Annotated in this window: 15 protein-coding genes; 10 read left to right on the plus strand and 5 right to left on the minus strand. The window is 68.6% G+C overall.

Annotation, left to right across the window (positions count from 1 at the left end):
- Genes BO221_RS04800 through BO221_RS04810 form a run of 3 tightly spaced genes read right to left on the minus strand, consistent with a single transcriptional unit; the run spans position 1 to position 3537 of the window.
- Positions 1-1869, minus strand: a complete 1869-nt coding sequence (locus tag BO221_RS04800; RefSeq protein ID WP_073559076.1) for a hypothetical protein — start codon at positions 1867-1869, stop codon at positions 1-3.
- Positions 1866-2573, minus strand: coding sequence for a PIG-L deacetylase family protein (locus tag BO221_RS04805; protein WP_073559077.1), 708 nt, complete (start codon positions 2571-2573; stop codon positions 1866-1868). The genes BO221_RS04800 and BO221_RS04805 overlap by 4 nt, the downstream gene beginning before the upstream one ends.
- Entirely contained in the window at positions 2566-3537 is a 972-nt protein-coding gene (locus tag BO221_RS04810; RefSeq protein ID WP_073559078.1) for a hypothetical protein, read from the minus strand. The genes BO221_RS04805 and BO221_RS04810 overlap by 8 nt, the downstream gene beginning before the upstream one ends.
- 345 nt (positions 3538-3882) lie before the next feature.
- Between BO221_RS04810 and BO221_RS04815 the strand changes: the two genes are divergently transcribed.
- The 3 genes from BO221_RS04815 to gspC all read left to right on the plus strand — a co-directional run bounded on the left by BO221_RS04815 (position 3883) and on the right by gspC (position 6055).
- Positions 3883-4329 (plus strand): hypothetical protein, encoded by a 447-nt coding sequence (locus tag BO221_RS04815; RefSeq protein ID WP_073559079.1) that lies wholly within the window; start codon positions 3883-3885, stop codon positions 4327-4329.
- A gap of 130 nt (positions 4330-4459) precedes the next feature.
- Positions 4460-4915 carry a hypothetical protein gene (locus tag BO221_RS04820; protein WP_073559080.1) on the plus strand — a complete coding sequence of 152 codons (456 nt, stop codon included), beginning with the start codon at positions 4460-4462 and terminating at the stop codon, positions 4913-4915.
- Between the two features lie 249 nt (positions 4916-5164).
- Complete coding sequence (gene gspC, locus BO221_RS04825; RefSeq protein WP_073559081.1) at positions 5165-6055, plus strand: type II secretion system protein GspC; 891 nt, start codon at positions 5165-5167, stop codon at positions 6053-6055.
- Positions 6056-6252: 197 nt separating this feature from the next.
- Here gspC and BO221_RS04830 read toward each other — a convergent pair whose 3' ends face one another.
- A complete protein-coding gene (locus tag BO221_RS04830; protein WP_073559082.1) occupies positions 6253-7179 on the minus strand; it encodes a LysR substrate-binding domain-containing protein in 927 nt (308 codons plus the stop codon).
- Positions 7180-7307: 128 nt separating this feature from the next.
- On the opposite strand from BO221_RS04830, the gene BO221_RS04835 reads away from it, so the two are divergent.
- From BO221_RS04835 to BO221_RS04860, 6 genes are all read left to right on the plus strand, one after another.
- Entirely contained in the window at positions 7308-8780 is a 1473-nt protein-coding gene (locus tag BO221_RS04835; RefSeq protein WP_073559083.1) for a catalase, read from the plus strand.
- A 38-nt stretch (positions 8781-8818) separates the two neighbouring features.
- The gene (locus BO221_RS04840; protein WP_073559084.1) at positions 8819-9358 is read left to right on the plus strand and encodes an ankyrin repeat domain-containing protein; all 540 of its coding nucleotides are present in this window, start codon (positions 8819-8821) and stop codon (positions 9356-9358) included.
- Between the two features lie 304 nt (positions 9359-9662).
- Entirely contained in the window at positions 9663-10859 is a 1197-nt protein-coding gene (gene thrS, locus BO221_RS04845) for a threonine--tRNA ligase (protein WP_073559085.1), read from the plus strand.
- Positions 10860-10957: 98 nt separating this feature from the next.
- On the plus strand, positions 10958-11896 hold the full coding sequence (locus BO221_RS04850; RefSeq protein WP_233165661.1) for an L-lactate dehydrogenase: 939 nt from the start codon (positions 10958-10960) through the stop codon (positions 11894-11896).
- A 32-nt stretch (positions 11897-11928) separates the two neighbouring features.
- Positions 11929-12729 carry a glutaminyl-peptide cyclotransferase gene (locus BO221_RS04855; protein WP_233165663.1) on the plus strand — a complete coding sequence of 267 codons (801 nt, stop codon included), beginning with the start codon at positions 11929-11931 and terminating at the stop codon, positions 12727-12729.
- Positions 12730-12931: 202 nt separating this feature from the next.
- Positions 12932-14725, plus strand: coding sequence for a M4 family metallopeptidase (locus BO221_RS04860; protein ID WP_073559087.1), 1794 nt, complete (start codon positions 12932-12934; stop codon positions 14723-14725).
- An 85-nt stretch (positions 14726-14810) separates the two neighbouring features.
- Here BO221_RS04860 and BO221_RS55345 read toward each other — a convergent pair whose 3' ends face one another.
- Positions 14811-15341: a hypothetical protein gene (locus tag BO221_RS55345; protein ID WP_073559088.1), complete on the minus strand. Its 531-nt coding sequence runs from the start codon at positions 15339-15341 to the stop codon at positions 14811-14813.
- 227 nt (positions 15342-15568) lie between these two features.
- Between BO221_RS55345 and BO221_RS04870 the strand changes: the two genes are divergently transcribed.
- Entirely contained in the window at positions 15569-17362 is a 1794-nt protein-coding gene (locus BO221_RS04870; RefSeq protein ID WP_233165665.1) for a hypothetical protein, read from the plus strand.
- Positions 17363-17468: the final 106 nt, after the last annotated feature.

Here is a 17468-nt window from a genome sequence, read left to right on the forward strand (position 1 = left end):
TCAGGTTCCAATGATGAAGGGAATCAATTGCTCACGGATGAGCGGCTCCCACTGCATCTGCCCGGCGAGCCGCCGGCCCGTCTCCAACAACTCTCGGGCGGCCCGCTCGTCACGGGGAAGCCGCTCCACCACCCGCCGCGCCACGGACTCCGCCGTCCGCCGCTCCAGCGCGTGGAGTTCCTCCCCGGACAAAGCCATCCACTCCTCGAGGGTGCGCGGCGGCACCCGAGTCTCCTCCGCGGCGTAGTCCGCCACCACGAGGTTGGGATACGCCGCCTCGGGCGTCCCGAGCCGCTCGCACAGCGCGCGCACCGCCGGGCGCGCTCCGCTCACGCCCGAGATGACGCAGATGGCCCCGCCGCTCAGCGCCTCGAGCTGCGCGAGGCCGAAGGATTCGTACATCGACTGCCCCAGCGACACGTCCGTCGCCCGGAGCAGGTCATCGCGCGTGAAGTCCAGCCCGGCGGGCCAGGTGGGCTGGTTGATGAGCGCGATGTGGATGCCCGTCCGCCGCGCGTTGAACGCCTCCACACGCGCCCTCAGCGCACGGATGTTGGGCGAGAGGTCTTTCTCCCACCACTCCGTCACCAGGAGCAGCACCGCCGGCAGCCGCTCCTTCGGCAGCAACTCCGCCAGGTATTCGCAGACGGTGACGTCCCGCGACAAACCCTTGCACACCTCGTCGCGTGAGATGCGCGTGAGGAGGAGCTGGCAGTCCACTCCCCAGTGCGCCTTCACATGCCGGAGCACCTTCGCCCGGCTGTCATCGCGCGCCTCCCAGCTCGTCTCCACGGCGCGGTGGCCATGGGGAATGACGGTGAGCGGCCGCGCCCGGAAGCCCCGGTCCAGGAAGCGCAGCTCGTCCGCCACGGATTCGCTGACGGCCCCCACGACATCACATTGGTGGCCGCCCCGGAGGACCTGGAAGCTGGTCCAGGAGCCCACCGGGAACACCTCGTCCATCGTCCGTCCCTGTGCGAGCCCCAGGCGCTGCACCTGGTAATAGCGGTTGTCCGAGGCCACCTGCCCCGGCCGCGCGCCGTACTCGACGACCACCCGCGGCGTGCGCACCTCGCCCGCGTAGAACACCGTCCGGCACCACCCGCCGCCGTCCAGCCGGGCCTTGTACGCCAGGGGCAGCGACAGGTGCTCCTGCGCGAGGATGACGGCGCCCGAGCCATCCTCCGGCCTCAGCACCTCCACCGCGTCGAAGACGGGCTCGGCCATCACCAGTCCCATCATCGCGTCGTGGTCCAGCGGCGGGGCGTGCCGCAAGCCATGGTGCACCGCTTTCCGGTGGAGATCATTCACGAGCGCGGAGCCGCCCAGCCGCTCGCCGAAGAGGCTCCGCCAGGCCCTGGACGCCAGCCGCCAGGGCGAAGAGCGCGCACCCCGGCAGTCGAGCTGGACGTCGATCCCCAGACGCGTGCGCATGCGCGCCAGGAACGACGGCATGGTGCCCAGGCGCACCCGATGGCCGCGCAGCACATCCGTCAGGTCCACCAGCAACACCTCCACGGGGCCCCCCGGCGCCTCCCTCCTCCCATAGACGAACGACACGTCGTACCGCTCTTCCACGGGCCGCAGACGCCGCGCCAGCTCCGGCGGGTTGTGCCGCCGCAGGCCGCTGTAGAGCACCTCCCCGCCGGCCTCCAGGTCCCGTTCGAGCGACTCGCTCATCTCGTAGCTGCCCAGGCCGCATGGCCGCACCAGCGGACTGACCAGCAGCGTGCGCCGGCAGCCCTCGCGAAACGCGGGTGATGCAAGCAATTGCGACAGGACCACGCCCACGCCTCCCTGCGTGCGCGTCGCCTCATAGGAGACATGCACCAGCAGCGGTCCTTCCCATTCCAGGTCACGCGTATTCATCTCGCATCCACCTTCCACACCCGCTCGGCCATCCCCCGCCCCGCCCCAATCCTCCGGGCGTAGCGTTCGATGGTGGGAATCGTCTTTTCCTCGAGCTGGCTCTCGTACAGGCGCATCGCCTCCACCTTCGCGGGCCATTCCGCTTCCAGGTCCACCAGGTGCGGAGCGAGCCCCAGCCCCAGCGCGCGCACGAAGGCCGCTATCTCCTCTTCCGTGTACCGCTCGCAGTACGGCAGGTCCTCGTAGAACACGACGCCCCGCGCGCCCCCACGGAGCGCCAGGATGGAGTCCCGGACCATGAGATGGTCCACGTGCCCGGAGATGCCCAGCGGCACGTGGCACACCACGTCCGGCGCCTCGTTCTCCAGCACGTCCCGCAGCGCGGCCTCGACAGAGGGAAGGAGTGGATCCGTGGCGGACGGACGCCGATCCTCCACGCCCGGGGACATCCGGAGGCTCGTGTCGCGAAAGCCCAGGTGCACCAGGCTCGCCCCCCAGGCGCGGGCGAAGCGCAGGTCCTCCTCCAGCCGCCGCGACGTCACCGCGAGCGCCCGTGTCCGGTCCACCGGGAAGACGAACTCCCAACAGCTCTGGGTGAACACGCTGATCAACGCCCGGGGCACGCCCGGAGGCACCCGGAGCATGCTCGCGAAGGCCGACAGCGCGATGTCATCCGGGTGTGGCGAGAAGAAGAGCTCAGCCATGGGTCGAGGATGCGAGCCGCGGCATGGGCCACTCCTCGACCGGGATGTCGTGCAGCATCCCCTCTGGCGTCACGAAACCGAGGATGACGACCCGCTCCCCATCGTTGTGCACGGTGTGCGGGAACGGCATCACGGGCCGGTCCAACAGCCGCGTCAGCCCCTCGGAGTAGCGGCCCGAGGTGATGAGCCAGTGCCCCTCCCCGTTGGGCAGCAGGCATGGCCTGTCTCCGCCCAGCCAGACCAGGCCTGGCCGGGACTCGCCCAGGTTGAAGGTGAAGAAGCTCTTGTCGGAGTGGGGCTCGGAGGCGTGCGTGATGAGCTGCCGGCGCAACCGCGTGGCATTGGGCGCGTGGTACTTCACGAAGCGGACGGCGCCCTCCGTTTGCTTGCGGAACAGGCGCAGCAGCCCGCCCTCGCGCAGGCCGTAGCCCAGTTCCAGCGCCTCCAGCAGCACGAGCGCGACGGCGTAGCAGGCCCGGTAGACTTCCTCCGAGGCCTCCAGCAGATCGCGCACCGGCGCGGGCACGCACTGCTTGCGGAAGTTCCTCCACGTGGCGGGTTTGGCCATGAAGGCCTCGATGGCCTGCCGCACCACGGTGGACTCCGGGAACCACGTGAAGTTGTAGCCCGTCTGGAAGACGGTGGGCGCGTGCATCAAATCGTTCAGGTATGGATGTGCCAGCAGGGCATGCTGGTAGATGGCCTCGTAGCGCTCGAAGTTCCCTTCCAGGCCGTGCCGCGCCAGCAACGCGGAGGGCCGCTCCAGGTAGAAGAACCCGCGCTCGCTCAGGTGCGTGATGAGCCGCTCCGCGAAGTCCTTGCGCCGGGAGGAAGAGCCCGTGAGGAAGTCCTCCAGGTCCAGGGGCTCGATGTCCTCGAAAAGGGGAGTCTCCCGGCGGATGAGCCCCTCACGCCCGGCCGAGGAAAGCAGCGCGGGAGCCGGGGAACGAGAAATGTTTTGCATGGAGATGGACGTGCGATGTCGTGGTGTCATGGCATGACCAGGCTTGATGAACACAAGATACAGCCCGCATCTGACATGCCCGGCCCACTCTCAATGCCTGTCACCCAGACAGGCCGTGTGGCGAAAGCCAGACATCACTGACGCCTTGTATGCTTCGCACCTTCCCAGCCAGAGCCGCCGGTATGGCTCGAGCTCTGGGAGGCCGGGCCCATACCGGCCAATTCAACGTCCGCGGGATGTAGCAGGCTGTTGAAGGATGGAGATCCCGGGTGCCCTCGACGGGAATCCGGCTTTCCTCGTAAGCTGCCCCGCCGAAAGTCCAATACCCCTACCCACGAGGTTCATATGAGCAATGGAGCTGGAGCCGCTGGAGCTGGAACCGACATCGATCAACTCGACGCCCCCCCGCCCGTTTCCGCCGAGCTGCGCGCGAAGATCCTCGCGGACCCGAACATCGCCAAGATGGCCGCGGAGCTCGAGATGGAGCTCGACGAGTTCGTCAACACCGTCGGGTACTACATGAACAACCCGGGCGTGGAGCCCGCGTTCCTCGTCGTGAGCGACGAGAACCTGCGGAAGATGGGCGTCGAGCCGCCCACCTCCGAGGCCATCGAGGCCAGCGTGCGCGCCAGCGTCGAGGCCTTCAAGGCCGGCCAGGCCCCGAGTGGCTTCGACGATGCGCGCAAGAAGGGCGTGGATCTGTCCGCCCAGGGCGGCGAGGCCGTGAAAATCAAGGCTGATCCGGGCCTCGAGGACGCGATCAAGAAGGGCCGCACCCCGTCAAAGCCCTGATTTCATTGGGCTTTCCTGGAGGGGGCTTCAAATAAATCGTCCCGAAAATCACCCCCACGCAACTTCCAACCCCCCCCTCCGATAATCATTTCAACGCAGCGCCCACTACTTCCAAACACGAGGTTTCGCCATGGGTTTCATCAAGGGAATCGGCAAGGCTTTCAGCAAGATCGGTGACTTCGCCAAGAAGGCGGTTGGTTTCGCCAACAAGCTCCTGAATGGTCCCCTGGGGCAGATCGCCTCGTTCATCCCGGGCGTGGGTCCCTTCGTCGCGGGCGCCCGGAAGATCGTCGGCATGGCCGACGGCGTCCTCAACGGTGGCGGCCTCAAGGGCATCATCGGCGGCCTCGTGGGCAACCTCGGTGGCGGCCTGCTGGGTAAGGCCGGCTCGCTGCTGAGCAAGACGGGCCTCGGCGCCGCCATCGGCCTGGGTTCGCAGGCCAACAGCACCGGTGGCGTGCTGGACCTGGTCAAGGGCCTGATGAGCTCGCGCAAGGGCGACGAGACCCCCGCCGCCCAGGGCGACAAGTACAACCTGGCGCAGTTCGCGGCGTTCAAGGCCGCCAGCCTGCTCCGCGCCGCCTGATTCGGCCCGCATCCGCTGCACTCAAGGGGTACACGCTCTCGGGCGTGTGCCCCTTTTGTTTTTCTCCAGGTGCGCGGCTGGACGGGCTGTCACCCCCCCGCGAGCCACCGCTGACAGGTTGTCGCGCGCGGGGTGTGCGGCACCCGGGGAAGAGCCCCCCTCTTCCCTCTGGAGTGGCACGTCACGAAGCCGTTGGTCCCGGCCTTGCTTTGGGGGAGTGCATCCACGCTCCCCTCCTGGAGGCCGCCGATGTCCACGCTCGTCCGTCCCGCGTTCCATGCACTCACCCTGCTCTGCATCGCGTGCACATGCCTGGTGGCGGCGCATGGCGTGAACTCGGTGGTGGACGCCTGGCTCCAGCCGGGCCCCTCCATCGAGGAGCCGCCGAAGAAGGTACGTGCGAAGCAGGAGCTGCCGACCCCGCTCTCCCTGGGACCCCTCGCCCGCATCCTGGGCCTGCCGGACAAGCTGCGTGAGGAGGTCATCCGCGCTCCGGAGGAGGACAACGACGAGGCGGTGCCCAACACGCTGGGCCTGAAGCTGCTGGGCACGATGGTGGGGGCGAATCCCTCCAACACCTTCGCCTCCGTGTACGAGGGCACCACGCGCCGCACGCGCTCGGTGTGGATGGGCGGTGACATCCTGGGTGCCGAGGTGGTGGCCATCGAGCGCACGCGGGTGCTGCTGATGAACTCGGGGAGGCTGGAGTACGTCAGCGCCACGGCGACGGACGCGCTTCCCCCGCCCGTGGAGCCGCGTGCCGCGACGGCGCCCTCCGCGACGGAACCGAAGTCCGGCGTCGAGGTCCGCCAGCTGGGTCCGCAGAGCTACGAGGTCTCGCGCAAGGACCTGGACGTGGCGCTCGCCAATCCGAGTGAGTTGCTCATGCAGGCGCGCGTCATCCCCGCCATGCGCAACGGGGAGCCGCAGGGATTCAAGCTGTTCTCCATCCGGCAAGGCTCGCTCTACGGCCGGATTGGCCTCCAGAACGGAGACATCCTGCAGCGCATCAACGGGCTCTCCATCGCCAGCGCCGAGCGCGGGCTCGAGGCCTTCCAGAAGCTGCGGGAGTCTCCGCACATCGAGCTGGAGGTGGAGCGCAACGGCCAGCCGATGCGCCTGACATACGCGGTGCGCTGAGCGCATTTCCCTCGAGCGCATTTCCCCTCTCCCCTCGGGAGAGGGACGGGGTGAGGGTGCCACGAATCACGAGTTGAACCCCTGACCCCACTGTGGGCCACGGGTTGGAGAACGGGTCCAGGCACCCTCACCCCAACCCTCTCCCGAGGGGAGAGGGAGTAGTGGAGGGAGTAGTGGCAGGAGTAGTGAAGGAAGTATCAGCGCTTCGTCGCTGTCTTGTTCCCGGGCCACACGGAGCGGAGCGTACCCGCGAGCGCCCGGAGCGCATCGGCCCGGGGAAAACCCGGGCGCCACACCAGGGCGATGGTGCGGCTCGGTGACGGGTCCGAGAAGGGCCGCACCACGAGCTGACCCAGCCGGTTCTCGATGGGCACCGAGAGCGCGGGCAGCAGCGTGATGCCCCCCGCGCCCGACATCACCATCTGCGCGAGGGTGGTCAGGCTCGTCGCCCGGAAATCCACCTCCCGGGCACCAATGCGCGTACACAGCGCGAGCGCCTGCCCCCGGAAGCAGTGGCCGTCCTCCAGCAGCAGCACGTTCTCCTCGTCCAGGTCCCGGAACTGCACCTGCTCCTTCTTCTCCAGCGGGTGTCCCGGGGGGGCCGCGACGACGAAGGGATCCTCCGAGATGATGGCGTGCTCCACGTCCCCCACCTCAGGCACGAGCGCCAGCAGGGCCGCGTCCAACCGTCCCTCCTCCAGGTCTCGCACGAGCACCTCCGTCTTGTCCTCGCGCAGGCGGATCTGGAGCCGGGGGTACTGCTTCACCAGCGCGGGGATGATCTCGGGCAGCACGTAGGGCGCGATGGTGGGGATGACCCCCAGGTTCAGCGGCCCCGCGAACGGATCCGACAACCGCGACGCGGCGGACAGAATGTCCCCAGCCTCGGTGAGTACCTTGCGCGCCCGCGCCACCAGCTCCGCTCCGGCGGGCGTCAGCATCACCCGGCGCTTGTCCCGCTCGAAGAGCTTCACCCCCAACACGTCCTCGAGCTGTTGAATCTGCGCGCTCAGGGCCGGCTGGGAGACGTGACACCGCTCGGCCGCTCGCCGGAAGCCGAGCAGGTCCGCGACGGCGACGAGGTACTCCAATTGCCTCAGGGAGATGTCGTTCAGGGAAGGCATGGGCTCTGGAACAACTGATAGCCCCCTCCTATCACTCCCATCGGAATGATGTCTTGGGCAACTCAGCGCGAACTCTCTACTTTCCGTCACGTCACAAACGCACTGACGCCACTCGCAGGAGAAATCGCGTGTCCAATCGTCCCCGCTTGACCACCGAGGCCGGAGCTCCGGTCGCCGACAACCAGCATTCCCAGACCGCCGGCGCCGCGGGCCCGGTGCTGCTGCAGGATCACCACCTGCTGGAGAAGCTCGCCCGCTTCAACCGTGAGCGCATCCCGGAGCGCGTGGTGCACGCGGTGGGCTCGGGCGCCTACGGATACTTCGAGGTCACCCACCCGAACCTCTCCAACTACACGCTCATGAAGCTCTTCGACACGAAGGGCAAGCGCACCGAGGTCTTCCTGCGCTTCTCCACCGTGGCCGGCTCCAAGGGCGCCCCCGACACCGCGCGCGACCCGCGTGGCTTCGCGGTCCGCTTCTACACCGAGGACGGCAACTGGGACGTGGTGGGCAACAACACCCCCGTCTTCTTCCTGCGCGACGGCATCAAGTTCCCGGACTTCATCCACTCGCAGAAGTACGACCCGTTCACCAACTGCCAGGAGCCCGACAACCAGTGGGATTTCTTCTCCTACTCGCCCGAGGCCACGCACCAGTTCACCTGGCTCTTCGGTGACCGGGGCATCCCCGCCACGCTGCGGCACATGGATGGCTTTGGCTCGCACACCTTCCAGTGGGTGAACGCGAAGGGCGAGCGCTTCTGGGTGAAGTTCCACTTCAAGACCGACCAGGGCATCCGCACGCTCTCCAGCGAGGAGGCGGCGGCCATTGGCGGAAGGGATCCGCAGCACCACCAGCGCGACCTCTACGCGGCGCTGGAGCGTGGTGAATTCCCCTCGTGGACGCTCAAGGTGCAGGTGATGCCCGAGGCGGACGCGCCTACGTACCGCTTCAACCCGTTCGACCTCACCAAGGTGTGGCCGTACAAGGACTACCCCCTCATCGAGGTGGGCAAGCTGGTGCTCAACCGGGCCCCGGACAACTACTTCGCGGACGTGGAGCAGGCCGCGCTCGACCCGAGCAACTTCGTGCCCGGCATCGGCCCCTCGCCGGACCGCATGCTCCAGGCGCGCCTCTTCGCCTACGGCGATGCGCAGCGCTACCGGCTCGGCATCAACCACACCCGGCTGCCGGTGAACTCGCCCAGGGGTGTCCAGGGTGGCGCGCGCAACTACGGCCGTGACGGCGCCATGGCCTTCGACGGCAACAGCGGGCGCCACAAGAACTACGAGCCGAACAGCTACAACGGCCCCGCGCAGTCGGGCGACGCCACCGGGCTCGGCGTCTCCGTCACCGGCCTCACGGGCACCTACGTCCCGGTGCGGCACGCCGAGGACAACGACTTCGTCCAGGCCGGCAACCTCTACCGGGTGATGAGCGAGCCGGAGCGCCAGCGCCTCGTGGAGAACATCGCGGGCAGCCTGTCGCAGGTGAGCCGCGAGGACGTCATCACGCGCGCCATCGCCCACTTCCGCAACGCCGACGAGGAGTACGGCGCGCGCGTGGCCAAGGCCGTCCACGACAAGCGCCGCTCGCGCTGAGCACTCCTCTCCCCCTTCTCCCTTCTCGAGGCTCTCCCATGAAGAACCAGACTCCTGATTCGCAGACGATGGTGATGGACAATGACGTGATGGCCCTGGCGCGGACGGCATTCCAGCACGCGCGGGCGGGAGAGACAGCCAACCTGGCGTGGCTCATCGACGCGGGGCTGCCCGTCAACCTCAGCAACGAGAAGGGGGACACCCTGCTGATGCTCGCGAGCTACCTCGGCCAGGAGGGCACCGCCCGGGCCCTCCTGGAGCGGGGTGCCGACCCCGAGCGCATCAACGACCGCGGCCAGACACCGCTGGCCGGGGTCGCCTTCAAGGGGAGCACCTCCATGGCCCGGCTGCTGCTGGACTACGGCGCCCGGGTGGATGGCTCGGGACCAGACGGCAAGACGCCTCTCATGTTCGCGGCGATGTTCGACCAGGTGGACGTGCTCGAGCTGTTGCTCGCGCGCGGCGCCGCACCGGAGCGCAAGGATGCCGAGGGCCGCACGGCGCTCGACTACGCCCGCGCCATGGGGGCCCGCCGCACGCCCGAACTGCTCACGGAGTGGCTCGCGGTCCGCACGTGACGCATGCGCTGCTCCGTGCCTGACAACGCTTCCTCCCGGCCGCCGCGCCCCGTGCACGGCGGCCAGACAGTCACCGCAACCCGGCTTGACAAAAAATGACGCCGCGCGCACTTTGCGTCGCGTGAGCTTCTTCAGCGCCACGACCACGACGACCACCACCGCCACTCAGACGGCGGGAGTGGACTCGTGCGTGAAGTGAGCTGACGAACGCACGGTTCCCTGCCCCGCCTTCACCGGCCGGGGCGTCCGTGCAAGCGCTCAGTGCTCCGACCGGAAGGCTTCTTTCCCCGAATCGGAGTACGCCATGCTCGACGCACACGACCATCGTTCCCTCGGCCAGCGCCTGGACCTCTTCCACCTGCAGGAAGAGGCGCCCGGCATGGTCTTCTGGCACCCCCGCGGCTACCTGCTCTACCGGCTCATCGAGAGCCGCGTCCGGCAGCAGATGCAACGCGAGGGCTACAGCGAGGTGAGAACCCCTCAAATCCTGGCCCAGCCCATCTGGGAGCGCAGCGGCCATTGGGACAACTTCCGCGAGAACATGTTCCAGCTCGCCGACGAGGGCGAGCGGCACCTCGCGGTGAAGCCAGTGAACTGCCCCGGCCACATCCAGCTGGTGCACCGCATGGCGCCCAGCTACCGGGACCTGCCCGTGCGGCTGGGTGAGTTCGGGCTGGTGCATCGCAACGAGCCCGGTGGAGCGCTCCACGGCCTGTTCCGCCTGCGCCAGTTCACCCAGGACGATGGCCACATCTTCTGTTCCGAGGAGCAGATGCGGGAGGAGGTCTTCCGCTTCTGCCGCTCGCTCCAGGCCTTCTACGCGGACTTCGGCTTCGAGCACGTGGAGGTGGCCTTCTCCAGCCGTCCCGCCCAGCGCGCGGGCAGTGACGAGGTGTGGGATCTGGCCGAGTCGCTGCTGCTCGACGCGGCGAAACAGGTAGGCCTCCAGTGCCACATGCAACCCGGCCAGGGCGCCTTCTACGGACCCAAGCTGGAGTTCGTGCTGAAGGACCGGCTCGGCCGCGCCTGGCAGTGCGGCACCATCCAGTTGGACCTGGTGCTGCCGGAGCGGTTCGACCTGAGCTACGTGGACGCCTCGGGACAGAAACGCCGGCCGATGATGCTCCACCGGGCGATGCTCGGGAGCCTGGAGCGATTCCTCGGCATCCTGCTGGAGCACCACGAGGGCTCGCTGCCCGCGTGGCTCGCGCCGGAGCAGGTGGTGGTGGCGGCGGTGAGCGAGGCAGCCGCCAGTTACGCCGAGCGCTTCGCCGCGAAGCTGCGGGAGGTGGGCTGCCGCGCGAGCGTGGATGTCCGGGGCGAGTCACTGTCCAAGAAGATCGTCGATGCGCACCAGGCGGGAGTGCCGTGGCTCGCCGTGGTGGGAAATCGGGAGATGGAGTGGAACTCGGTCCGGCTGCGGCGGCGCAACGGCTCGCAGCTCGACCTGCCGTGGAACGAGGCGGTGGCGGCGCTCATCGCCGAGTGCCGGCCGGCGTGAAGGAAGCGGCGTGAGTCCCCTCTCCCCCCTCCCAGGGGGAGAGGGAGCATGCGCAACCCGAGCGGATGTGCTTGGCTGCGCCACCTATGGCCGAGCGCGTGAACAAGATCGCAATCATCGGAGCCGGCGCGGTGGGCGCCACCATCGCCTATGCCACCATGATCCGGGGCGTGGCGAAGCAGCTCGCCCTCTACGACATCAACCGCGCCAAGGTGGACGCCGAGGTGCTGGACCTGAATCACGGCTTGCAGTTCGTGCCCATGGCCACGCTGGAGGGCTCGGACGACATCGGCGTGTGCGCCGGAGCGGACGTGGTGGTCATCACCGCGGGCGCCAAGCAGAAACAGGGGCAGACGCGCATGGAGCTGGCGGGCGCGAACGTGGAGATGTGCCGCACGCTCGTTCCGCAATTGCTGAAGGTGGCCCCGGATGCACTGCTGCTCGTGGTGACCAATCCCGTGGACGTGCTGACGTACGTGGTGCAGAAGCTGAGCGGGCTGCCCGCGCGGCGGGTATTCGGCAGCGGGACGGTGCTGGACTCCTCGCGCTTCCGCTTCCTGATTGCCCGCCACCTCAACGTGGCCGTGCAGAACGTGCATGCCCTCATCGCGGGCGAGCACGGGGACTCGGAGATTCCCCTGTGGAGCTCGGCCACGGTGGGCTCGGTTCCGCTGATGAAGTGGTCGGCGCCGGGACACTCGCGGCTGACGGACGGCGACCGCACCCGCATCTTCGACAACGTGCGCAACGCCGCCTATCAAATCATCCGCGGCAAGGGCGCCACCAACTACGCCATCGGCCTGGCCACGGCGCAGATCCTGGAGGCCGTGCTGTACGACGAGAACCGGGTGCTGCCCGTGAGCTCGCGGCTGGACGGCTACCAGGGCATCGGTGACGTCTGCATGAGCGTGCCGAGCATCGTCAACCGCGCGGGTGTGGAGACGGTGCTCGAGGTTCCCCTCGACGACACGGAGCGAGAGGGCCTGCGCCGCAGCGCGGATACGATCCGCCAGGCCATCCGCACGCTGGGTTTCTGACGAAGCCGCCTCGCCCCCAGGAGCCTCTCATCGTGACTTCCCGACGACCCTGCCTCGCGTGGCTCGCCCCCCTCGTGCTGCTCACCCTGCTGGCCTGCCGCAGTGAGCGCACTCCCGCGTCCACGCCCCCGGCGGCCACACCGGTGTTCGGGTTCGATGTCGTCCAGAGCTGGCCGCACGACCCCAATGCCTATACCCAGGGGCTCGTCTACCGCGATGGCAGGCTGTTCGAGGGCACGGGGCTCAACGGCCAGTCGAACCTGCGCGAGGTGGAGCTCGAAACGGGCGCGGTCCTGCGCCGGCACGCCCTGGAGCGGCAGTACTTCGGCGAGGGCATCACCCTCTTCAAGGGAAGGATCTACCAGCTCACCTGGCGCTCGCACGTGGGCTTCATCTACGACGCCGCGACGTTCCAGCAGGTGGGCCGCTTCGAGTACCCCACCGAGGGCTGGGGCCTCACCGATGATGGCACCTCGCTCATCATGAGCGATGGCTCCAGCACCCTGCGCTTCCTCGACCCCGCCACGCTCGCGCTGCAGCGCTCCATCCGCGTCACCGACAACGGCCGGGAGATCTCCCAGCTCAACGAGCTGGAGTTCATCAAGGGGGAGATCTACGCGAACGTGTACATGGAGAACGACATCGCCCGCATCGACCCGGCCACGGGGAAGGTGACCGGGTGGATTTCCCTCTCGGGGCTCCTCCCGCCCCAGGACCGGACCGGAGTCGAGGACGTGCTCAACGGCATCGCCTACGACGCGGCCCGGGACCGGCTGCTCGTCACCGGCAAGCGCTGGCCCCGGCTGTTCCACATCCGGCTCGTCCCCAGGTAGTCCCTCCACCCACCCGCTATTTCAGCCGCACGCCTTTTTTCCAAGGCGCGTGGCCGGTGCACGTGTGCGCGAGTCCACACTCGGGACTCCCCTTTTCCCGCGTTCGCGCAGCAAGAGCAGAAAATTGCGGGTTGACAGGATGTCCTAATTTCTTAGAATACAAGAAATCACTCGACACAACCGTCGAGCCGGAGGAACCGTCATGCGCACTCGTCGTCTGGTTTCCATCCTCCCCCTCATGCTCCTCGGGGGCGCCTGCAGCGTCGACAGCACCACCGCCGACACCCAGGACACCCAGGGGACCCAGGACAGCAACATCTCCACCAGGGCCGAGGGCCGGGGTCTGGAGCAGCTTCGGGCGCAGCGTCCGGAGTTCTTCCGGGGCGCGGGGGACGTGTCCCTCAAGCGCAGCCTGCGTGACGAGCGCGGCCTGGCGCACGAGCGCGTGTCGCAGAGCTTCCGTGGCGTGCCCGTCTTTGGCGCCGAGGCCATCCTCCACCTGGATGCGAACGGCTCCGTCGTCTCCGTCACGGACCGTCTGGCCCGCGACCTCAAGGTGGACACTACCCCCGGCCTCCGCGCCGAGGAGGCCCTCCAGATCGCCGTGGCCCAGGTGGGTGGCTCCCGCGCGCTGACGGCCACGCCGAAGTCGGACCTGCAGATCCTCACCGATGACATCGGCAATGGCGCCCGCCTGACGTACCGCGTGCAGCTCGAGGCCCTCACGGCCAAGGGCGAGCCCTCGATGCCGAACCTCTTCATCGACGCGAAGACGGGTGAGATCGTCAAGCAGTTCGACAACCTGAAGACGACCCGCAACCGCAAGACGTACAACGCCAACAACCGCACCACGCTGCCCGGCACGCTGGTGCGCTCCGAGGGCCAGGCGCCCACCGGCGACGCGGTGCTGGACCAGGCCCACGACAACGCGGGCCTCACCTACGACTACTACTTCAACAACTTCGGCCGTGACAGCTACAACGGCGCCGGAGCCACCCTCACCTCGTCCGTCCACTACGACCGCAACTACGTCAACGCGTACTGGAACGGCTCGCAGATGGTGTACGGCGATGGAGACGGCAGCCAGTCCGGCCCGCTCACCGTGCTCGACGTCGTGGCCCACGAGCTCACCCACGCCGTCACCGACACCGCCTCGGACCTCATCTACGCCAACGAGTCGGGCGCCCTCAACGAGGCCATGTCCGACGTCTTCGGCGCCGCCATCGAGGCCGCCCGTGACGGTGCGGTCAGCGCCAACACCTGGAAGATCGGCGAGGAGTGCTGGACGCCGGCCACCGCGGGCGACGCGCTGCGCTACATGAACGACCCGGCGCTGGCGGGTGACTTCGACTACTACCCGACGCGCTACACGGGCACCTCCGACAACGGCGGCGTGCACTGGAACTCGGGTATCGCCAACCTGGCCTTCAAGCTGATGGTGACCGGCGGCACGCACCCGCGCGGCAAGACGAGCAACGTGGTGCCCGCGCTCGACGCCAACCCGGTGCTCAGCATCCAGAAGGGCGCGGCCATCTTCTACCGCGCCAACACGGTGTACCTGACCCCGGGCAGCTCCTTCTCCGAGGCGCGCGGCGCCACGGCGCAGGCCGCCACCGACCTCTACGGCTCGGCCGCCGCCGCCGCGGTGAACGACGCCTGGACCGCGGTGGGCGTGGCCGCTCCCCCGGCCTGGACGGTCATCCAGACGGTGAGCAACCTGTCCGGCGCTCGCAACAGCAACACGAACTACAGCTACGTCACGCCGGCCGGCGCGACGGCGATGAAGTTCGAGACGATTGGCGGCACGGGTGACGCCGACCTGTACGTGAAGTTCGGCAGCGCGCCCACCACCACCAGCTACGACTGCCGCTCGGCGGGTGCGACCGCCTCGGAGAGCTGCACCATCAACGGCGCGAAGCAGGGCACGTACTACGTCCTCATCAAGGGCTACACGGCCTACTCCGGCACCACCTACAAGGCGAGCTCCGGCCAGTAATCCCGGGTAGCACCGCAGTCCTCACGCCGGCGCGGCTCACCTTCGGGTGGCCGCGCCGGTTGTCTTTTCGTGGCAGGCGGAGGCGCTACCGGACGATCTCGCAGCCGCAGCCGCACTCGTCGAAGAACCCCTGGGTGCTGCCCTCGCAGATGAAGGTGATGGCGGCGCACGCGTCGGGGTCCCTCGAGACGTACGAGCGGTCCGGGTCGTTGTAGTCACAGGCCTTCTGCTGCTTCTGGCAACCACACCCGCACTCGTTGAAGAACGGGAGGAAGCCCTCCTTGCAGGTGAAGCGGATGGCGGCGCACTGAGCGGGGTCGTGGGAGACGTAGCGCAGGCCCGGTTCCCGTCCCGTGCAGGCGGCGGGGTTCTGCCTCCGGCAGATGCCGCCACAATCCGCGCCGCCCCGGTCCGGGTCACAGTCGTCGCGAGGGTCATCGACGCAGGCGTACCCCTCGGCGCAGGGGATGCCGGCGATGCCACCGCAGAAATCTCCCCGGACCTCCTCTTCCTGGAGCCCGGCCTCCTGCCCGGCATCGGCGGTGGGAGCACAGGACAGACCACAGAGCGCCGCACCGACAACGAGCACGCTGCACCACATGAGGCGGATCGGCATCCGGGAACCCTCCTTTGGGTTGCCGGAGAGGAATGAGGCGCGGCGAGGCCATCCGGAAGCAGAGCGGGAAGCAGGCAAGGGCTCCTGCTCCCGGGTCTGTCCGAGGGGCCGCCCCTCTGTTCACCCGGATGACGCAGGGCGCCAGCACGTGAGGCGCGACAGCCCACGCCCGCCGCTGGCACTCTCGCGCCCCCATGAGGAAGCCCGACCATGTCGAGGAGTCACCCGTGAGCAAGCCGCTCGAGCTGGTGGCCATCCCCGCCCCTCCGTCCGAGTTCCGCGTCCGCCGCGATGCACGTTTCGCCGCACCCGGTGAGAAGCGCACGCGCTACCACCTGCCCGAGTCGCTCGAGTCGTCCTCGCCCGTTGGCTACCGCACGCGCGTCTCGCTCTCACGGGAGGAGGCCGGCATCCTGCTGTCGCTGCTCTCGCTGCCGAGGCCCTCGCGCTTCGTCCCGGGCCCGGCGCTCACCGAGCGCGAGCTCTTCGAGGAGTGCTCGCTCGGCGTGCTCTCCGCCAGGCAGTCCACCAACTTCCGCGGGCAGCGCGAGGTGCTGCTGGGCCCCAAGGACTCCGAGCAGGCCGCCGCGTTGTTGAGGCGCATGGGCCGCAAGGAGGCACCCGTGCTCGACGGTGCCGCCTGCACCCACGTGGTGCTCGCGCGCCCCTACCGCACCCCCTTCACCTTCCTGCTCACCTTCGTCGGCCACAAGCCGCTGGCCAGCCTCATCACCGTGCCGATGCGCGCCTGGGCCAAGCGCTTCCGCCACGCGGATGACATCCCCACCATCGGCTACCTCAAGGAGCTGCACCTCGGCGTCCTCGCGGATGCCATGGAGCGCGCGACGGTGATTGCCTCCGCGGGCACGCGGCGGGCCCAGGTCTTCCTGGAGCCCTTCGAGCAGCCCGCCGACACGGCGGCCCTGCGCGAGTTGGAGGCGCTCGTGGGCCTCACCCCGGCGGAGCGCGCGGCGGGGTGGCGCATCTCGCTCGTGGCCCAGGTGGGTCATGTGCCCGAGGAGGAGCGCATCCCGATGGAGCGCTCCACGGCACGGCGCCTGGGCGCAGCGCTGCTCGCCCTGCGCAGCGAGCGCATCCAGCCCGGTGTCAACGCCGAGCCGGCAGCCCCTCCGGCCTATCAAACGCGCCAGCCCATGGACGTGCCCGAGGAACTGACGGTGCAGGCGGGCCGCGCGGCCTACAACGCCTTCGCCCGGTTCACCGGAGTGTCCCGCGAGCGGGCCAAGGAGTTGGTGCTGCTCGAGCGCATCGACGTGCTCACGCCCCATGGCAAGGAGCGGCTGCGCTCGGTCCGCGAGGAGCTGGAGCAGGTCACCGACAAGCTCATCGCCCGGCTGCCGCTGTGGGCGGACCTGGCGCTCGGGCGGGCGCTCTCGCGCAACAGTGCTCGCGGGCGGAAGGCGTTCGCGCTCGCGGGTCAGCGCATCTACGTCGGAGGATTGTCCCGCCGCGAGGTGGAGCAATCGGGATTGTCCTTCGCCCACGCGGTGCGTGCCTTTGGAGCTGCGGCGGCTCGCGGCGCGCTCGTCGCCGAGGTGGCCGGTACCACCGAGATTCCCGAGGGGTGTGACCTCAGCGGCGGCGTGTGTCTGATGGCCGGGCCCGTGAACCAGAACGACATCGGCAAGCAGTTCTTCGGCAGCAAGGACCTGCTCGAGCGGGCTTTCGCCGGCCGGGAGCCCACGAGCCTGCTGGTGTGGACGTTCAAGGCCAAGACGGTGGCTGATCCGATCGGCAACGAGCAGCAGTTGCTGGACGCCGCTCGCAAGGGCGCGCTCGTGGATCTGCGGCCGGGACCCCATGAGGTGGTCGCCGTGCGGCAGGGGACGACGCTCGGGCCCATGCGGCAGAGTGGTGGCCGGGTGAATGCCGAGCGGGCCTTTGGCGACGTGGGGAACTTCGTCACGGACCCCGCGGGCAAGGAGATTCCTGGCAACCGGGGCACGGTGTGGCCCTCGGACCAGGCGGATGCTCCCTTGTGGCCCGGCGGTACGCGATAGGGTCTTCGAGGGTCAACCCGAGGCTCTCGATACCCTCACCCCGTCCCTCTCCTAGCAGGAAGAGGAGTACCTCTTCCCGGAGAGGAGAGGCAGAAACCGCCAGTAG

The sequence above is a fragment of the Archangium sp. Cb G35 genome (assembly GCF_001896145.1).
GTDB classification, from domain to species: domain Bacteria; phylum Myxococcota; class Myxococcia; order Myxococcales; family Myxococcaceae; genus Archangium; species Archangium violaceum.